Here is a 17,433-nt window from a genome sequence, read left to right as displayed (position 1 = left end):
AATCAGATCCGGTAGCCGGAACCGGGGACGGTGACGATCACCGGCGGCTCCCCCAGTTTGCGGCGCAGCGTCATGACGGTCACCCGGACCACGTTGGTGAACGGGTCGGTGTTCTCGTCCCAGGCCTTCTCCAGCAGCTGCTCGGCCGAGACGACAGCGCCCTCGCTGCGCATCAGCACCTCCAGGACGGCGAATTCCTTCGGCGCCAGCTGCACCTCCTTGCCGTCGCGGAAGACCTCGCGGCGGTTGGGGTCGAGCTTTATGCCGGCGCGCTCCAGGACGGGCGGCAGCGGCACGCTCGTGCGGCGGCCGAGGGCACGCACGCGTGCCGTCAGCTCGCTGAACGCGAAGGGCTTGGGCAGATAGTCGTCGGCGCCGATCTCCAGCCCCTCGACGCGGTCGCTGACGTCGCCCGACGCCGTGAGCATCAGCACGCGCGTGGGCATGCCGAGTTCGACGATCTTGCGGCAGACGTCGTCGCCGTGCACGAGGGGGAGGTCGCGGTCGAGGACGACCACGTCGTAGTCGTTGACGCCGATGCGCTCCAGGGCGGCCGCACCGTCGTACACGACGTCGACGGCCATGGCCTCCCGGCGCAGTCCGGTGGCCACCGCATCGGCGAGCAGTTGCTCGTCCTCGACGACGAGTACGCGCACGTCGCTTGTCCTTCCTGTGTCCACCCGCGTAGCGCGTTTCATCGCGCGCGGGCAGGGGTCTTTGTCGGGTGTCTTGGCCTCCATCCTGCCCTTTTCGGCCATAAGTCGGCGGTAAGACGGGTGAGTGGGCCTTGAAGGACGGGTGTGAAGCCCGGGAATGCGAGATTTTCTCTTCCGGTTGAGGTTTCCGCGGAAGAGCGCGGGGGGAGGACGGCTTTACACCCCGCGATCACGCTCTGCTTGTACCGCACCACCATGCGGTACGAGGCGATCCGCTTTCCGCAGAGTGGATGTGGGTGTCCGGCACCGTCGCCGCCCGGCAAGGGCAGCGCTGGGCATCCACCGGAGACGTGATCGTCCCTTCCGAACCGGCACACCCCCGTGCCACCGACCCACCCGACCCAGGACGAGGGGGCGCAGCATGGACGCATTCACCGCAGGACTTCTGCAGCGCATAAGGGCGACCGAGTCCGACCTGACGCGGGCTCTCGACGAGGGCGACGACTTCCTCGTCGAGGTGGAGCAGGGCGAGCTCGACGACCTGCGCCGCCTCGCCGCCGAGCATGGCGTGGAAGTCGGCGCGACGAGCGTCTGACCGGCTAATGAGCACCACAGGGCCCCCGGCGAATCCAGCGCCGGGGGCCCTGCTTTTTGCCGGTGCGGTGCCGTCAGTCGTGCCAGGCGCCCAGGTCCTCCAGGAGGTGCTGCAAGGGCTCGAAGACCCCCGGCGTCGCTGCCACCGCCAGGTCGCGTGACGGACGCTCTCCGGGGCGCCCACCCGTCAGGGCGCCCGCCTCACGGGCGATGAGGTCCCCGGCCGCGAGGTCCCAGGCGTTGAGGCCCCGCTCGTAGTAGCCGTCCAGTCGGCCGGCGGCGAGGTCGCACAGGTCGATCGCGGCCGAGCCACCTCGGCGGATGTCGCGCAGGAGGGGGATCAGCCGCTGGGCGACGTCGGCCTGGTGGGTGCGCACCTCGGTGACGTAGTTGAAGCCTGTCGAGACCAGGGACTGGGCGAGGGGGGCCGTGGGACGGCAGGCGAGCCTGCGCTCACCGTCCCAGGCGCCCGTGGCCCAGGCGCCGCCGCCGCGGACCGCGTGGAAGGTCTCGCTCCGCATCGGGGCAGCCACGACGCCGGCGACCGTCTCTCCGTCCTGCTCGGCGGCGATGGAGACGGACCAAGTCGGCAGGCCGTAGAGGTAGTTGACGGTGCCGTCCAGGGGGTCGATCACCCAGCGGACGCCGCTCGTGCCCTCGGTGGAGGCGCCCTCCTCGCCGAGGAAGCCGTCGTCCGGGCGGTGCTCGGAGATCAGGCCCGTGATCAGCTTCTCGGCCGCGATGTCCATCTCGGTGACGACGTCGATCGGGCTCGACTTGGTCGCCGCGACCGCGAGGTCGGCCGGCCGGCCGTCGCGCAGCAGTTCTCCCGCGCGGCGGGCGGCCTCCTGGGCGAGGCCGAGCAGTTCCGTGTGCAGGGCGTCGGTCACGGGGCTCCTCATGCGTAGGGGCTGTCGGCGCCCGCCGCGGCGGGCCTGGGTGCGCGGGACGGGCAGCAGCCCACCGGGCAGAGGTTGTGGCTCGCCCCGAGTGCACCGAGGGCGCAGGGCGTGACCTCCTGCGCGCGCTCCACGGCGGCGCGCTCCAGGACGAGGTCGCGGATCGCGGCGGCGAACCGCGGGTCGTCGCCGACGGTGGCCGAGCGGCGCATCGGCAGGCCGAGCTCCTCGGCCTTGGCCCTGGCCTCCGTGTCGAGGTCGTAGAGGACCTCCATGTGGTCGGAGACGAAGCCGATGGGGGCGATCACGACGGCCGGGGCACCGGCCGCGTGCCGCTCCTCGAGGTGGTCGCAGATGTCGGGCTCCAGCCACGGGATGTGCGGGGCGCCGGAGCGGGACTGGTAGACGAGCCGCCAGGGATGGTCGACGCCGGTGCGCTCGCGTACGGCGTCGACGATCAGCTGCGCGACGTCCAGGTGCTGCTCGACGTACGCCCCGCCCTCGCCGTGGTCCTCGACGGGGCCGGAGCTGTCGGCGGCCGCGGTCGGGATGGAGTGGGTGGAGAACGCGATGTGGGCGCCGTCCCGGACGTCCTCGGGGAGGTCGGCGAGGGAGCCGAGCACGCCGTCGATCATCGGCTCCAGGAAGCCGGGGTGGTTGAAGTAGTGCCGCAGCTTGTCGATCTTCGGCAGCTCCAGGCCCTCGGCCTCGAGGGCGGCGAGCGAGTCCGCGAGGTTCTCGCGGTACTGCCGGCAGCCCGAGTAGGACGCGTAGGCGCTGGTGGCGAGGACGAGGATGCGGCGGCGCCCGTCGGCGACCATCTCGCGCAGCGTGTCCGTCAGGTACGGCGCCCAGTTGCGATTGCCCCAGTGAATCGGCAGATCCAGACCGTGCTCGGCGAAGTCCTTGCGCAGGGCGTCCAGCAATGCGCGGTTCTGGTCGTTGATGGGGCTGACGCCGCCGAACTGGAAGTAGTGCTGGCCGACTTCCTTGAGGCGTTCGGTGGGGATGCCCCGCCCGCGGGTGACGTTCTCCAGGAACGGGATCACGTCGTCCGGGCCCTCGGGGCCGCCGAACGAGAGCAGGAGCAGGGCGTCGTAGGGGGTGGCATCGCGCACGTCTGGCATGGATCGATCCTGTCATCCGGTACTGACAGCCTGGAAACGGCGGGGTGACCACCCGGGTTCCCCTTGCGTCCGAGCGGGTGCGTTAGGGTCACCTAACTCGTAAGCTGTATCGGCCATCCACACGCCTTACGGGGCGCCTTCACGCCCTGCCGGGCGCCCGCACGCCTGCCTGCACCACCCCGAGCCACCGCAGCCCCGCTGCTCCTGCCTGACGGAGACCCCCGTGCCGAGCCCCTACCGCGCCCTGTTCGCCGCCCCCGGCTCCAAGGGCTTCTCCGCCGCGGGGTTCCTCGGCCGGATGCCGCTGTCGATGATGGGCATCGGCGTCGTGACCATGGTGTCCCAGCTGACCGGGCGGTACGGACTCGCCGGCGCGCTGTCCGCCACCATCGCGCTCGCCGCAGCGGTGGCGGGTCCGCAGGTCTCGCGGCTGGTCGACCGGTACGGGCAGCGGCGGGTGCTGCGTCCCGCGACGCTGATCGCGCTCGTGGCGGCGGCCCTGCTGCTGTTCGCCGCCCACTACGAGTGGCCGGACTGGGTGCTGTTCGTGGCGTGCGTCGGCATCGGCTGTGTGCCGAGCATCGGGGCGATGACCCGTGCCCGTTGGGCCGCCCTGTACCGCGGGACGCCTCAGCTGCACACCGCGTACTCCTTCGAGTCCGTGATCGACGAGGTCTGCTTCATCTTCGGGCCGATCATCTCCATCGGCCTGTCCACGGCGTGGTTCCCGGAGGCCGGGCCGCTGCTCGCGGGCTGCTTCCTGGCGGTCGGCGTCTTCTGGCTGACCGCACAGCGGGCCACCGAGCCCGCCCCGCACCCGCGCGAGCACCACGACGACAGCTCGGCGCTGCGCTCGCTCGGGCTCCAGGTCCTGGTGGCCACCTTCGTGGCGACCGGAGCGATCTTCGGTGCCGTCGACGTGGTCACCGTGGCCTTCGCCGAGGAGCAGGGTCACAAGGGCGCCGCCAGCATCGTCCTCGCCCTGTACGCGGCCGGCTCCTGCGCGGCGGGCGCCGTGTTCGGGCTGCTGCGCTTCAAGGGGGCGCCCGAACGTCGTTGGCTGCTGGGCATATGCGCGATGGCCGTGAGTATGATCCCCCTCCTACTGGTCGGAAACTTGCCGTTTCTGGCCGTGGCGCTGTTTGTCTCGGGCATGGCCGTCGCTCCCACGATGATCACGACCATGTCCCTGATCGAAGAGCACGTACCACGCGCGCAACTGACCGAGGGCATGACCTGGGTGAGCACCGGGCTCGCGGTCGGGGTCGCGCTCGGCTCCTCCGCGGCCGGCTGGGTGATCGACGCCGCCGGTGCGGGCGCCGGGTACGGGGTTCCGGCGGTGTCCGGGGCCGTCGCGGTCGTGGTCGGTTTCCTGGGGTACCGCCGGCTCAGCAAGCCGGCTCCGCGTCGGGGAGGCACCGTTGAGCAGCACAGCGAGCGGCAGGAACGGCACGTGGCGTAACTGGGGAGGCACGGTTGCCGCCCGCCCCGCGCGGGAGGTGTCTCCCGCCTCCGTCGAGGAGTTGGCGGCGGCGATACGCCGGGCCGGCGAGGACGGCCTGAAGGTGAAGGCGGTCGGCAGCGGACACTCCTTCACGTCCATTGCCGCCACCGACGGCGTGCTGATCCGCCCTCAGCTGTTGACCGGCATCCGCGACATCGACCGGGAGGCCATGACGGTCACGGTCGAGGCGGGCACCCCGCTCAGGAGGCTCAACGCGGCGCTCGCGCGCGAGGGGCTCTCGCTCACCAACATGGGCGACATCATGGAGCAGACGGTCTCCGGCGCCACCAGCACCGGCACCCACGGCACGGGCCGCGAGTCGAGCTCGATCGCCGCCCAGATCAAGGCCCTGGAACTGGTCACGGCAGACGGTTCGGTACTCACGTGCTCCGAGAAGGAGAACCCCGACGTCTTCGCGGCCGCCCGGATCGGCCTCGGCGCCCTGGGCGTGGTCACCGCGATCACCTTCGCCGTCGAGCCCATCTTCCTGCTCTCCGCGCGCGAGGAGCCGATGCCGCTCGACAAGGTCCTGTCGGACTTCGACGAACTGTGGGCCGAGAACGAGCACTTCGAGTTCTACTGGTTCCCGCACACCGGCAGCACCAACACCAAGCGCAACAACCGCAGTGCGGGCCCGGAGAAGCCGGTACCCCAGCTCCGGGGCCTGCTCGAGGACGAGATCCTCTCCAACGGCGTCTTCCAGGTGGCCCAGTGGGTCGGCCGCGCGGCGCCCGCCGCCATCCCCACGATCGCCCGGGTCTCCAGCAAGGCGCTGTCCGCGCGGACCTACACCGACATCCCCTACAAGGTCTTCACATCGCCGCGCCGGGTGCGTTTCGTGGAGATGGAGTACGCCGTCCCGCGCGAGGCCGTCGTCGAGACGCTGCGCGAACTGAAGGCCATGGTCGAGCGCTCCGGCCTCAGGGTCAGCTTCCCGGTCGAGGTGCGCACCGCGCCGGCCGACGACATCACCCTGTCCACCGCCTCGGGCCGTGACAGTGCGTACATCGCCGTCCACATGGTCAAGGGCGCGCCGTACCAGCGGTACTTCACCGCCGCGGAGCAGATCTTCACCGCGCACGAGGGGCGCCCGCACTGGGGCAAGGTGCACACGCGGGACGCCGAGTACTTCGCTCGGGTATACCCGCGCTTCGGCGAGTTCACGGCCCTGCGCGACCGACTGGACCCCGACCGCCGGTTCCAGAACGACTACCTGCGGCGGGTGTTGGGGGCCTAGCGCCCGACCGGCCCGCCCCGCGCGGCCAACCGACCTCGCTGCTGGGCGGCGTACGGACGAAAGCAATAGTTCCGCTTCCGATGTTTGCGTGAAGTACGCCACTTTCAAGATCCGCAAACCGCCCAACGGACGGCCGAGTCACACTTCTTGCCAGAAGTTGGGCGGCGCGCCAATCCACGCACGTGGCCCAAATGGAGTACTGTTGCGAGCCCTGGGTCCGGTCTCCCGCCTGGGCGTCCGTGGCCTTCAAGGACCGCCGGGAGGGGGCTAGTTGCACAGGGTGACGGAGTTGGTCACTTAGCGTTGCGAATAGGTAACCGTGCCATAACGGCGATCCAGGGCCCGTGCCCGACACGCCGGGCAACTCGGCAAGGTTGTGGCAGGCTGCACCCGGGCAGGCCACACTCGACTAGCGGAAGCAGCGACGCACGTGACGTCGGCAGGCACCACCCGGGAGGTCCCCATGCCCGAACTGCGTGTCGTGGCCGTCTCCAATGACGGCACACGGCTGGTGCTGAAGGCTGCCGACTCTACGGAGTACACCCTTCCGATCGACGAACGCCTGCGCGCCGCCGTGCGCGGCGACCGTCCCCGTCTCGGCCAGATCGAGATCGAGGTCGAAAGCCATCTCCGCCCCCGCGACATCCAGGCGCGTATACGCGCTGGTGCCACTGCGGAAGAGGTCGCCCAGCTCGCGGGCATCCCCGTCGACCGCGTACGGCGCTTCGAGGGCCCCGTGCTCGCCGAGCGTGCCTTCATGGCCGAACGGGCCCGCAAGACTCCCGTCCGCCGGCCCGGCGAGAACGCCGCCGGTCCGCAGCTCGGCGAGGCCGTCCAGGAGCGACTGCTGCTGCGCGGTGCCGACAAGGACACCGTGCAGTGGGACTCGTGGCGCCGCGACGACGGCACCTGGGAAGTGCTGCTGGTCTACCTGGTGGCGGGCGAACCGCACTCGGCGAGCTGGACGTACGACCCGCCGCGGCGGCTTGTCCAGGCCGTCGACGAGGAGGCGCGCTCGCTGATCGGCGAGTCCGACGACCTCGCCGCGCCGGAGCCCAGCTTCCCGTTCGTGCCGCGTATCGCCCGGCTTCCGCGCGAGCGTTCGATGGACCGTGCCCTCGAACGCACCGAGCGCCCGAGCCTGCCGGCTCAGGCCTCCGAGCCGGTCGAGGAGACCACGGAGGAACGGGACTCGCTCACCAGCCTGCTGGAGGCGGTGCCCAGCTTCCGCGGCGACATGGTGGTGCCGGAGCGCCCGCCGGAGCCCGAGGTGGAGGAACCCCCCACCGAGCCGGCCGCGGAGGAGCCTCCCGCTCCCGCCGCCTCGGCCGGTTCCGCCTACGCGGACGTCCTGATGCCGCGTTCCGTCGGCAGCCACCGCGACCGCCTCATCGGCGCCACGGACCGCCAGGCCGAAGCGGACGGCGTCCGCCCGGGCCGCCGCGCCGCGGTACCGAGCTGGGACGAGATCGTGTTCGGGACGCGGAGGAAGAAGCAGGAGTAGTCGGTCGTACGGCTGCGGGCGCGGTCGTACGAGGACGAGGGCCGCGCCGGCAGCAGCGCGGCCCTCGTGCTGTGCGGGCTCGGGCGGGGGGAAGTCGCGCCGCTGGGTGGTTCCGGCCGACTGCTCGCCCCGCTCCCCGCCCGTCACGCCCTACTGCGGATCCGCCCCCACGGCCACCGGACGGGACGGGTCCGAAGACCACTCCGACCACGAACCGACGTACAGCGCCGCCGGGATACCGGCGACCTCCAGCGCCAGTACCTGGTGCGCGGCGGAGACGCCCGAGCCGCAGTAGACACCGACCTCGGTGCCCCCGGCCGCGCCCAGGGCCTTGAAGCGTGCCGTGAGTTCCTCGGCGGGGCGGAAGCGACCGTCCGCGGTCACGTTCTCGTTCGTGGGGGCGGACACGGCGCCCGGAACGTGGCCGCCGACCGGGTCGATCGGCTCGACCTCGCCGCGGTACCGCTCCCCCGCCCGCGCGTCCAGCAGCACCCCGGACCGGGCGAGCGCCGCGGCAGCGTCGGCGTCGAGCAGTCCCGTCGCCCCCGGTACCGGCTCGAAGTCGCCCTCGGCCGGAGTCGGCACGGACGTCTCCAGCGGTCCCTCCCAGGTGGGCAACCCGCCGTCGAGGACCCGCACGTCGGGGTGACCCGTCCAGCGCAGCAGCCACCACGCCCGGGCCGCCGCCCAGCCCTGCCCGCCGTCGTACACGACCACCGGCGTCCCGGACGTCACGCCCGCCCGCCGCATCGCCCTACCGAATTCGGCCAAGTCCGGCAGCGGATGACGCCCGCGCGAGCCGGGCGTAGAGGCCAGTTCCCGGTCCAGATCGACGTAGACCGCGCCGGGGATGTGCCCGGCCCCGTACTCGGCGCGGCCGTCGAACGGCGGCTCGCCGGACGCCTTGGCCAGGGACAACTGCCAGCGGACGTCGAGCAGCACCGGGCGATCGTCGCCCGTCAGTTCGCCGGCGAGTTCTGATGCGGAGATGATGGCGTTCATGGCCACCATCCTTGCGCACGGGGTGGCCCCATCGTCGCGGTCCGGTTACTCTGCCCGCCGGACAGGCCCGATCACGAGGCGTACGGGATCAGGCACATGCTGTACAGCCGATCGACATCCTGCGGCAATCGCACGGAAACGGGCGGTAAATCGCACACCGGGCATCCTCCGGGCACCGGCCGCCATGCGCGGCGTGCCCGCAGCGCACGTGGCCACGGGTGGTGCGAGCATCGGCACGGGGGTCCGGAGAGCGGAAGCGACACGGCCACCGCGAGGGGCCGAGGAGAGAGTGACGATGACCGAAGCACGGGGGTCGGCCGGCCCGAACGGCGAGACGCACGCTCGGCACGCGCCCGGCACGCCCTGCTGGGTGAGTCTGATGGTGCACGGACTGGCCGCGACCCAGGACTTCTACGGAGCGTTGTTCGGCTGGGAGTTCCAGCCCGGCCCCCAGCAACTCGGCCCCTATGTGCGGGCCCTGCTGAACGGCCGTGAGGTCGCCGGCATCGGCCAGCTGCCGCCCGACCGCCACCTCCCCATCGCCTGGACGCCCTACCTCGCCTCGAACAACGTCGACCTGACCGCCCACACCGTACGGCTGTGCGGCGGCACGGTGGGCGTAGGCCCGCTGGACGCCGCCGAGGCCGGCCGGATGGCGATCTGCTCCGACCCGTCCGGCGCCGTCTTCGGCATCTGGCAGGGGGCCGAACACCGCGGCACGGCCATCACGGGCGTGCCCGGCACCCCGGCCTGGAACGAGCTGCTGACCTTCGAGTCCGTGAACGTGGCCAAGTTCTACGAGACCGTGTTCGCCTACGAGGAGGAGCCGGAGGTCTCCGCCGACTTCGACTACGTCACCCTGCTCATCGACGGCCGCTCGGTCGCCGGAATCCACGGCGTCGGCACCTCCCTGCCGCGCGACCGGGGCCCGCACTGGGTGACGTACTTCGAGGTCGCCGACACGGACGAGACGCTGGCCCGGGTCGTCGAGCTCGGCGGCCATACCCTCAGGCCGGCCCACGACAGCGCCCACGGCCGGGTCGCTACGGTGGCGGACCCCGAGGGCGCCCGGTTCGCCCTGATCCAGGACCCGCGCTGACGGGTTCGGGAGCAAGGCCGCCGAACGGGATCTCGGCTCGGACCTACTGCACCGGCAGGACGTCCGGGGACAGCGCCGCCGCCCGTGCGCTCGCCGACGTCATACGGCGTCGGTGGTGGCGGCGGCACAGGACCTCGTAGCCGACGGCGTCCGACTGGTTGACGTCGCCGACGACCACCTGGGCGCCCTCGACGACCATCTCGCCGCCTATCGTGCGGGCGTTGTGCGTGGCGCGGGCGCCGCACCAGCACAGGGCCTCCACCTGCAGCACCTCGACCCGGTCGGCCAGTTCCACCAGGCGCTGCGAGCCGGGGAACAGCTTGCTGCGGAAGTCGGTCGTGATGCCGAAGGCGTAGACGTCCAGGCCCAGGTCGTCGACCACGCGGGCGAGTTGGTCGATCTGGTCGGGCGCGAGGAACTGGGCCTCGTCGGCGATGACGTAGTCCGCGCGGCCGCCCCTGGAGAGGTGGTCGACGACGTACGCGTACAGGTCGACGCCGTCCTCGACCTCCACCGCGTCCGTGACCAGGCCGAGCCGCGAGGACAGCTTGCCCTCGCCCGCGCGGTCGTCACGCGTGAAGATCATGCCCGCGAGCCCACGCGCCGAACGGTTGTGCTCGATCTGGAGAGCCAGCGTCGACTTCCCGCAGTCCATCGTTCCGGAGAAGAACACCAGCTCGGGCATGTTGAGTTGAGCACCTTTCGGCGGAGAGCGTCGGCCACGGCGGGCTACGGGAATTTCAGGAGCGTACTTCGAGCAGGGGGATCAACTGCTCGGCGGGGGTCATCGAACCGTGGTTGCCGACCATCGCCGACTCCTTCGGCTCCCGCTCGGAGGCGATGATCAGGACGTCGTCCCGCGCGGCCGCGATCACGTCGCCGATCCGTCCGTACACCCGCTCGTCGATCCGTGGGCCGAACCAGCCCGCCGCGATCGCCTCGTCCCGGGAAGCCACCCAGAACTGCTCGCCGAGCACCTCGCGCCAGCACGTCAGGACGTCGTTCGCGGCGCCGGGCACCGCGTACACGTGCCGCGCGCGGCCCTCGCCGCCGAGCAGGGCGACGCCGGCGCGCAGCTCCCAGTCCTCGTCGAAGTCGATGCGGTGCTGCTCGTCGAAGGGCACATCGATCATGCCGTGGTCGGCGGTGACGTAGAGCGCGGTGCGCGGGGGCAGCTGCTCGGCGAGGCGCTGGACGAGCCGGTCGACGTACATGAGCTGGCCGCGCCAGGTGTCCGAGTCGACGCCGTAGCGGTGGCCGGCGCCGTCGAGTTCGGCGTAGTACGTGTAGACCAGGGAGCGGTCGCCCGCGGCCAGTTGCTCGGCCGCGAGGTCCATACGGTCCTCGCCGGGCAGCCGCCCCAGGAACGTTCCGCCACTGAGCGCGACCTTGGTCAGCGGGGTGTTCTGGAAGGTCGGCGACGACACCTGCGCCGCGTGCACGCCGGCCTGCTGTGCCAGCTGGAAGACCGTGGGGTACGGCTGCCAGACGCGCGGCGACGTCCACGGCTGCCAGCGCAGCTGGTTCATCAGCTCGCCGGTCGCCGGGTTGCGCACGGTGTACCCGGGCAGGCCGTGCGCGCCCGGCGGAAGGCCGGTGCCGACGGAGGCGAGGGAGGTCGCGGTGGTCGCGGGGTAGCCGGCGGTGATCGGGCGTCCGGTGCCGCCGCGCGAGCTGCTCAGGAGCGACGTCATGAACGGCGCTTCCGCGGGGTGCGCCTTGAGCTGCTCCCAGCCGAGGCCGTCGATCAGGAACACGCAGGCGCGGTCGGCGGCGGTCAGCTCGGGGATCGCGGCGGTCATCTCCGGTACGGCCATGCCGGCGGCCAGCGTGGGCAGCAGATCGGCGAGCGAGCCGCTGCCGTACTCGGGGGCGGGCGCGGAGTCGACGGCGAGGGGTTCCGGGTGGGAGTCCCAGGCGGTGGGCTGGATCATCTCAGCGGGCGATGTCCGCGGTCGCCTCGGAGAGCGACTGTGCGAAGGTCAGCGCCTGGCGCACGGTCTCCGGTCCGTCGCCCGCCTCGCTGACGCGCAGGCTGAGGTCGTCCGCCGTGGAGCTGCCCGTGTAGCCGTGGTCGGCCTCGCAGTTGGGGTCGCCGCAGGCGGCGGGCTCCAGGTCGAGCCGGGAGACCGCGCCCCACCCGATGGTGAGCACGATCTCGCGGGGCAGCGTGCCCGGCGTGTACGACTCCGGGTTGGCGACGACGCGGCTGACGACGACCGAGGAGATCCGGCCGAGCTTCACGGACTCGGTGGACGTCGTGGCGTAGGGCGTCGGGGAGGTGCTGTCGGCGGCCTGCTCGTCGGTGTGGCTGACGATGAAGCGGTTGTGGGTGAGGACGAGCACGGTCACGTGCCGCCGCACCTCGTTCTGATCGAACGTCGTCTCCTGGTGGACCAGGTACGACCGGATGGGCTCGCCGCCCACAGCGGCCTCCACCGCCTCGGCCACGAGGGCCGGGTAGTAGCCGCTGCGCTCGATCGCCGCACGCAGCCCCTGGGTCGTCGTACTGGTCTTGGCCATGACGCCCATCCTACGGGGGCGCACTGACTGCGAGGCACCGCTGAGGGCCCTCTCAGTACGCCGGCAGGGTCCTCGGCCCGAGGTCGTCCCGGGCGGGCGGCGGCGCGAGACGTACGGAGGCGCCGAGCACGCTCAGGCCGTGGGTGGCGACGACGACCGGTTCCAGGGTGACCGCGACGACCTCCGGGTGGTCGTCGACCAGCCGCGACACCCGCAGCAGCAGTTCCTCCAGCGCAGGGGTGTCGACGGGAGCGGAACCGCGCCAGCCGAAGAGGAGTGGCGCCGTCCGGATGGAGCGGACGATCGAGGTCGCCTCGCGGTCGGTGACCGGGATCAGCCGGTGCGCCATGTCACCGAGCAGCTGGGAGGCGGCTCCGGCGAGCCCGAAGGACAGCACGGCGCCGGCCGCCGGGTCGATCACGGCCCGTACGACGGTGTCGACGCCGCGCGGTGCCATGCTCTGCACGACCGGCCGCAGCTCCTCCGGCCTGCCGAACAGTTCGGTCAACTCGGCGTACGCCCGCCGCAGTTGCTCCTCGTCGGCGAGGTCGAGCCGTACGCCGCCGAGGTCGGCGCGGTGCCGCAGGTGCGGGGCGGTGGCCTTGAGGGCGACGGGGTAGCCGAGGGTGCGGGCGGCGTCGGCGGCGGCGTCGGGGGTGGGCGCGTGCAGGGCGCGGTGCACGTCGATGCCGTACTTCCCGAGCAGGTCACAGGTCTCGTCCGTGCCGAGCGTGAGTCCCTGCCCGCGCGCGAGCAGTCCGCCGATCAGCTGGGCGGCGCCCTTCTCGTCGATGTCCTCGTACTCGGGGACCTTGCCGGGGTCGGCCGCGTCGCGTCGCCACTGCGCGTAGTTGACGGCTTCGGCGAGGGCGCGGACGGCGCGCTCGGCGGCGGGGTAGGCGGGGATGAGGGTCGTCGGGCTCTGCGCGGTGTCCGACTGCCCGGCCGGGTTCCCGGCCTGGAAGTCCAGGGGGCGGAACGGGTGGGGACGGATCATGGCGCCGGGCGCCCTCCGGTCCGCCTGTGGTGCGGTGCTCGCCGCGGCGGACAGGGCTTCGGCGAGGCCACCGAGCTCGACGTGCACCACCAGCACCGGCTTCCCCGGCACCTGCTCGGCCGCCGACCGCAGGGCCTGTGCCAGCTCGGCGTCGCCGGTCGACGCGTCGCCGATCGCCGGGATGGCAGTGACGACGACCGCGTCGCACGTCTCGTCGGTGAGCGCGTGCGACAGCGCCTCGTGGAAGTCCGCCGCGGACGCCCCCGTCGTCAGATCCAGCGGCGGCAGCGGCCGCAGCCCCTCGGACAGACACGCGTCGTACGTCAGCAGCCCCAGCGACTCGGAGTTGCCGAGGATCGCCACCCGAGGCCCGGTCGGCAGCGGCTGGCGCGCGAGCAGCAGGCCCGCGTCCACCAGCTCGGTGATGGTGTCCACCCGGATCACCCCGGCCTGCCGCAGCAGCGCGGACACCGTGGCGTGCGGCAGCCGCGTGGCGCGCACCGCATGGCCCTGCGGCGCCGCGCCGCCGTGTCGCGCGCCCTGCACCACGACCAGCGGCTTGGCCGCCGCCGTACGCCGGGCGAGGCGGTTGAACTTGCGCGGGTTGCCGATGGACTCCAGGTACATCAGGGCGACGTCGGTGTCCGGGTCGTCGTACCAGTACTGAAGGACGTCGTTGCCGGACACGTCGGCGCGGTTGCCGGACGAGACGAAGGTCGACACACCGGTGACGCCGGTCACGCCGCCGCCTCGCCGGTGGAGCCGGGACAGCAGTGCGATGCCGATCGCGCCGGACTGCGCGAACAGCCCGATCCGGCCCGGGCGGGGCATCTCGGGGGCCAGGGAGGCGTTCAGCCGTACGTCGGCGGAGGTGTTGATGATCCCGAAGGCGTTCGGTCCGATGATGCGCATGCCGTACGCGCGTGCCTGCCGTACGAGTTCGCGCTGCCGCTCACGGCCGTCGGGCCCGCTCTCGGCGTACCCGGCGGAGAGCACGACCAGCCCCTGCACGCCGTGCTCGCCGCATTCGGCGACCACGTCGGGGACGTAGGCGGCCGGCACGGCGACCACCGCGAGGTCGACCTGCTCCGCGATGTCGCGCATGGAGCGGTGCGCGGGCACGCCGTCGAGTTCCTTGAGGTCTTCCGGGAACGCCCTGTTCACCGCGTACAGCCGTCCGGTGAACCCGGCGTCCCTGATGTTGCCCAGGACGCTGCGGCCCACCCCGCCGGGGGTGCGGCCGGCTCCGATGACGGCGACCGAGCCGGGCACCAGCAGCCGCTGCACGGACCGGGCCTCGGCGCGCTGTTCGCGCGCGTACTGCACGGCGAGCGAGCGGTCCGTCGGCTCCAGGTCGAACTCCAGGCGGACGACGCCGTCCTCGAAGCTGCGCTTCTGGGTGTACCCGGCGTCCGTGAACACCTTGATCATCTTGTTGTTGGCCGGCAGCACCTCGGCGGCGAAGCGGCGGATGTCGCGCTCACGGGCGACGGCGCCGATGTGTTCGAGCAGGGCGGAGGCGACGCCGCGGCCCTGGTGGGCGTCCTGGACGAGGAAGGCGACCTCGGCCTCGTCGGCGGGCGCGGACGCGGGCATTCCGTCGGCGCCGATCCGGTCGTAGCGTACGGTGGCGATGAACTCGCCGCCCACCGTGGCCGCGAGTCCCACCCGGTCCACAAAGTCGTGGTGCGTGAAGCGGTGGACGTCCTTTGCGGACAGTCGCGGGTAGGGCGCGAAGAAGCGGTAGTACTTCGACTCGTCCGACACCTGCTCGTAGAAGCTGACCAGGCGCTCGGCGTCATCAACGGTGATGGGGCGGATGCGCGCGGTGCCGCCGTCGCGCAGCACCACGTCGGCTTCCCAGTGGGCGGGGTACGCGTGCCTGTCCGAGGCGCTCTGCATGGGGCCCAGAGTACGGCTCGCGTACGACAACGGCGCGAGGCAGTCTGTTCAGGACGTACGTGGGGTCGAGGCCGCGACCCGACGGTCACCTCAGGAGTGGACGTTCGTCAGACGTTCGTCCAGTTCCGTCGTGCTTCACGGGTGTGGGAAACTGGTCTAGACAACCCTGAACACCGAAGGGCAGCATCACATGGCTGAGCGCCGCGTCAACGTCGGCTGGGCCGAGGGTCTCCACGCCCGCCCCGCCTCCATCTTCGTCCGAGCCGCCACGGCCACAGGCGTCCCGATGACGATCGCCAAGGCCGACGGCAACCCCGTCAACGCGGCCTCCATGCTGGCCGTTCTGGGCCTGGGCGCCCAGGGCGGCGAGGAGATCGTCCTCGCCTCCGACGCCGAGGGTGCGGACGCCGCCCTCGACCGTCTGGCGAAGCTGGTCTCCGAGGGCCTCGAGGAGCTGCCCGAGACGGTCTGAAGGACCTGAGCGGGACTCCACAGCAAGCGGTGAAGCCGCGTCCGCCTTTCCGGCGGGCGCGGCTTCGCTGTTTTCGGCAGGCGGCGTCCTGATTTCAGGCAGGCGGCGCCCTGATTCGAGGGCCGCGGTTCCGCTATTTGAGGCTGACGTCCCGAGAATTACCCGCATACCTGAAAAAGGGCAGCGGAAATTACTCGCCTCCGAATATGCCCTCTTTGTATACGGCGCCCGTGTTAATGCCGCAGGCTCGGCATGTTTACGGGATGTTGCGAATTCCTCACACGCTCCGTGCGATCACCGCGGGAGCCGAAGCGCAGCCGGTGCGCGGAGATCGAGCGCTCGGTGTGCAGCGCCGTGATCGCGCGGGCGCGCTCGCCGTCGCCGCGCGCCACCGCGTCCACGATCGCGCCGTGCTCGGTCCAGGACTCCACGGGGTCGACCGGTGCCTCGACCGCGTACATCCAGGCGATCTTGTGGCGCAGCTGGGTCAGCATCGAGGTCAGGGCGGGGCTGCCGGAGGCCTGGGCCAGCGTCTCGTGGAACCAGCCGCCCAGCGAGCGCAGATCCTCGCTGTTTCCCCGCCTGGCCCGCTCCTGGCCCAGCCTGACCAGGCCGCGCAGGACCTTCAGATGGGCCTCGGTGCGCCGCTGGGCGGCCCGGGAGGCGCCGAGCGGCTCCAGGAGGGCACGCATCTCCAGCAGGTCGGAGGCCTCCTGTTCACTCGGTTCGGCGACGCATGCGCCCGCGTGCCGCCGGGTCACCACGAAGCCCTCCGCCTCCAGGGTGCGCAGGGCCTCGCGCACGGGGACGCGGGAGACGCCGTAGCGACGGGCGAGGAGTTCCTCGGTGAGCCTGCCGCCGCGCGCGTGGACCCCGGCGACGATGTCGTCCCGGATCGCGGTGCATACCGAGTGCGCCGGAATACGCATGACCGACCTCCGCCTTAATCCCCGTGAAACGTCGACGAATGACGTGTGTTCAGTGACTCTATTGCAACCGGCCGGAATTTCCGACGGGAGGCCGGAATCCATGGATATTTTTTGGACAGCGGGTCGTTCGAAACGCCGAAAGCCCCGGCTCGGGGAGCCGGGGCTTTCGGAAGACGCGGGGGCCGTCAGCGGTGGGGCGTCAGATGTTCACACCGTGCGAGCGCAGGTAGGCGACGGGGTCGATGTCCGAGCCGTACTCCTGCGTCGTGCGGGCCTCGAAGTGCAGGTGCGGCCCGGTGACGTTGCCGGTGGCGCCGGACAGGCCGATCTGCTGACCGGGGGTGACCGTCTGTCCCACCGAGACGGATATGGACGACATGTGGCCGTACTGGGTGTACGTACCGTCGTTCATCTTGATCACGACCTGGTTGCCGTACGACCCGCCCCAGCCGGCCTCCACGACGGTGCCGGAGGCCACCGAGTGGACCGAGGTGCCGCTGGCGGCGTGGAAGTCGACGCCGGTGTGGCTGCCGGAGGACCAGACGGCCCCGCCGGCCTTGTAGCCGGTGGAGACGTACGAGCCGGAGATCGGGGCGACGTAGGACAGCAGGCGCTTGCGCTCGGCCTCGCGGGCGGCGCGCTCCTTGGCCTCGCGCTCCTTCTTCGCCTGCGCGGCCGCCTTCTTGCGCGCGGCCTCCTCGGCGGCCTTCTTGCGGGCCGCGGCCTCCTTGGCGGCCTGCTCCTGGGCGGCGGCCTGGGCGTCGATCTGGTCGGCGATCGAGTTCTCGACGGCGACGACGGGGATGAGGCCGGTCTGCTCGACGGCCGGTTCGGCGGCGAGCGCCGGGGCGGCCAGGGTGCCGATGACGCCGGTGGCGGTGAGTGCGGCGACGCCCGCGGCGCGGGCGGTGGTGCGCTCGAAGCGGCTGGGGCGACGGTGCTTGCCCGCGGGACGCTTCCCGGTGGCGCAGGTGAACGCCATGAAGTG

At 71.7% G+C, this 17,433-nt stretch carries 16 protein-coding genes; 6 read left to right on the top strand and 10 right to left on the bottom strand.

Annotated features, from left to right (window positions below; all coding sequences use genetic code 11):
• Positions 1–2: 2 nt before the first annotated feature.
• A complete protein-coding gene (locus ACZ7M7_RS22130) occupies positions 3–656 on the bottom strand; it encodes a response regulator transcription factor (RefSeq protein WP_007385219.1) in 654 nt (217 codons plus the stop codon).
• A 421-nt stretch (positions 657–1,077) separates the two neighbouring features.
• On the opposite strand from ACZ7M7_RS22130, the gene ACZ7M7_RS22125 reads away from it, so the two are divergent.
• Positions 1,078–1,251: a hypothetical protein gene (locus ACZ7M7_RS22125; protein ID WP_328878653.1), complete on the top strand. Its 174-nt coding sequence runs from the start codon at positions 1,078–1,080 to the stop codon at positions 1,249–1,251.
• Positions 1,252–1,324: 73 nt separating this feature from the next.
• On the opposite strand, the gene ACZ7M7_RS22120 is transcribed toward ACZ7M7_RS22125, so the two are convergent.
• Positions 1,325–2,140: an inositol monophosphatase family protein gene (locus ACZ7M7_RS22120; protein WP_472119464.1), complete on the bottom strand. Its 816-nt coding sequence runs from the start codon at positions 2,138–2,140 to the stop codon at positions 1,325–1,327.
• 8 nt (positions 2,141–2,148) lie between these two features.
• Positions 2,149–3,276: a ferrochelatase gene (locus ACZ7M7_RS22115; protein ID WP_472119461.1), complete on the bottom strand. Its 1,128-nt coding sequence runs from the start codon at positions 3,274–3,276 to the stop codon at positions 2,149–2,151.
• 223 nt (positions 3,277–3,499) lie between these two features.
• Between ACZ7M7_RS22115 and ACZ7M7_RS22110 the strand changes: the two genes are divergently transcribed.
• From ACZ7M7_RS22110 to sepH, 3 genes are all read left to right on the top strand, one after another.
• The gene (locus tag ACZ7M7_RS22110) at positions 3,500–4,738 is read left to right on the top strand and encodes an MFS transporter (protein ID WP_383604676.1); all 1,239 of its coding nucleotides are present in this window, start codon (positions 3,500–3,502) and stop codon (positions 4,736–4,738) included.
• Positions 4,698–6,017, top strand: coding sequence for a D-arabinono-1,4-lactone oxidase (locus ACZ7M7_RS22105; RefSeq protein WP_472119458.1), 1,320 nt, complete (start codon positions 4,698–4,700; stop codon positions 6,015–6,017). The genes ACZ7M7_RS22110 and ACZ7M7_RS22105 overlap by 41 nt, the downstream gene beginning before the upstream one ends.
• Before the next feature lie 463 nt (positions 6,018–6,480).
• Entirely contained in the window at positions 6,481–7,521 is a 1,041-nt protein-coding gene (gene sepH / locus ACZ7M7_RS22100) for a septation protein SepH (protein WP_383604682.1), read from the top strand.
• Between the two features lie 150 nt (positions 7,522–7,671).
• On the opposite strand, the gene ACZ7M7_RS22095 is transcribed toward sepH, so the two are convergent.
• The gene (locus ACZ7M7_RS22095) at positions 7,672–8,523 is read right to left on the bottom strand and encodes a sulfurtransferase (RefSeq protein ID WP_472119455.1); all 852 of its coding nucleotides are present in this window, start codon (positions 8,521–8,523) and stop codon (positions 7,672–7,674) included.
• A 295-nt stretch (positions 8,524–8,818) separates the two neighbouring features.
• Here ACZ7M7_RS22095 and ACZ7M7_RS22090 point away from each other — a divergent pair, with 295 nt between their 5' ends.
• Positions 8,819–9,622: a VOC family protein gene (locus ACZ7M7_RS22090; protein ID WP_383604688.1), complete on the top strand. Its 804-nt coding sequence runs from the start codon at positions 8,819–8,821 to the stop codon at positions 9,620–9,622.
• A gap of 43 nt (positions 9,623–9,665) precedes the next feature.
• On the opposite strand, the gene ACZ7M7_RS22085 is transcribed toward ACZ7M7_RS22090, so the two are convergent.
• The 4 genes from ACZ7M7_RS22085 to ACZ7M7_RS22070 are packed head-to-tail and all read right to left on the bottom strand — an operon-like array spanning position 9,666 to position 15,044.
• A complete protein-coding gene (locus tag ACZ7M7_RS22085; protein WP_383604691.1) occupies positions 9,666–10,307 on the bottom strand; it encodes a thymidine kinase in 642 nt (213 codons plus the stop codon).
• 55 nt (positions 10,308–10,362) lie between these two features.
• Positions 10,363–11,556, bottom strand: coding sequence for an alkaline phosphatase family protein (locus ACZ7M7_RS22080; protein WP_383631320.1), 1,194 nt, complete (start codon positions 11,554–11,556; stop codon positions 10,363–10,365).
• Position 11,557: 1 nt separating this feature from the next.
• Entirely contained in the window at positions 11,558–12,145 is a 588-nt protein-coding gene (locus ACZ7M7_RS22075; RefSeq protein ID WP_383631317.1) for a DUF5998 family protein, read from the bottom strand.
• A gap of 52 nt (positions 12,146–12,197) precedes the next feature.
• A complete protein-coding gene (locus tag ACZ7M7_RS22070) occupies positions 12,198–15,044 on the bottom strand; it encodes a bifunctional acetate--CoA ligase family protein/GNAT family N-acetyltransferase (RefSeq protein WP_472119450.1) in 2,847 nt (948 codons plus the stop codon).
• 190 nt (positions 15,045–15,234) lie between these two features.
• Between ACZ7M7_RS22070 and ACZ7M7_RS22065 the strand changes: the two genes are divergently transcribed.
• The gene (locus tag ACZ7M7_RS22065; RefSeq protein WP_351186778.1) at positions 15,235–15,516 is read left to right on the top strand and encodes an HPr family phosphocarrier protein; all 282 of its coding nucleotides are present in this window, start codon (positions 15,235–15,237) and stop codon (positions 15,514–15,516) included.
• 233 nt (positions 15,517–15,749) lie between these two features.
• Here the strand turns inward: ACZ7M7_RS22065 and ACZ7M7_RS22060 are convergent, their stop codons facing one another.
• Positions 15,750–16,445: a GntR family transcriptional regulator gene (locus ACZ7M7_RS22060; protein WP_383604701.1), complete on the bottom strand. Its 696-nt coding sequence runs from the start codon at positions 16,443–16,445 to the stop codon at positions 15,750–15,752.
• A gap of 199 nt (positions 16,446–16,644) precedes the next feature.
• Entirely contained in the window at positions 16,645–17,427 is a 783-nt protein-coding gene (locus tag ACZ7M7_RS22055) for a M23 family metallopeptidase (RefSeq protein WP_472119445.1), read from the bottom strand.
• Positions 17,428–17,433 lie beyond the last annotated feature (6 nt).

The sequence above is a fragment of the Streptomyces sp. NPDC111606 genome (assembly GCF_055656945.1).
This window is presented reverse-complemented; position numbering and strand designations above follow the sequence as displayed.

Excerpts from the sequence above, each read along its gene's own strand:
- ACZ7M7_RS22055 (WP_472119445.1), bottom strand. The coding sequence starts at position 17,427 with ATGGCGTTCACCTGCGCCACCGGGAAGCGTCCCGCGGGCAAGCACCGT.
- ACZ7M7_RS22090 (WP_383604688.1), top strand. The coding sequence starts at position 8,819 with ATGACCGAAGCACGGGGGTCGGCCGGCCCGAACGGCGAGACGCACGCT.
- ACZ7M7_RS22060 (WP_383604701.1), bottom strand. The coding sequence starts at position 16,445 with ATGCGTATTCCGGCGCACTCGGTATGCACCGCGATCCGGGACGACATC.
- sepH (WP_383604682.1), top strand. The coding sequence starts at position 6,481 with ATGCCCGAACTGCGTGTCGTGGCCGTCTCCAATGACGGCACACGGCTG.
- ACZ7M7_RS22070 (WP_472119450.1), bottom strand. The coding sequence starts at position 15,044 with ATGCAGAGCGCCTCGGACAGGCACGCGTACCCCGCCCACTGGGAAGCC.
- ACZ7M7_RS22075 (WP_383631317.1), bottom strand. The coding sequence starts at position 12,145 with ATGGCCAAGACCAGTACGACGACCCAGGGGCTGCGTGCGGCGATCGAG.
- ACZ7M7_RS22085 (WP_383604691.1), bottom strand. The coding sequence starts at position 10,307 with ATGCCCGAGCTGGTGTTCTTCTCCGGAACGATGGACTGCGGGAAGTCG.
- ACZ7M7_RS22115 (WP_472119461.1), bottom strand. The coding sequence starts at position 3,276 with ATGCCAGACGTGCGCGATGCCACCCCCTACGACGCCCTGCTCCTGCTC.
- ACZ7M7_RS22080 (WP_383631320.1), bottom strand. The coding sequence starts at position 11,556 with ATGATCCAGCCCACCGCCTGGGACTCCCACCCGGAACCCCTCGCCGTC.
- ACZ7M7_RS22095 (WP_472119455.1), bottom strand. The coding sequence starts at position 8,523 with ATGAACGCCATCATCTCCGCATCAGAACTCGCCGGCGAACTGACGGGC.
- ACZ7M7_RS22065 (WP_351186778.1), top strand. The coding sequence starts at position 15,235 with ATGGCTGAGCGCCGCGTCAACGTCGGCTGGGCCGAGGGTCTCCACGCC.
- ACZ7M7_RS22125 (WP_328878653.1), top strand. The coding sequence starts at position 1,078 with ATGGACGCATTCACCGCAGGACTTCTGCAGCGCATAAGGGCGACCGAG.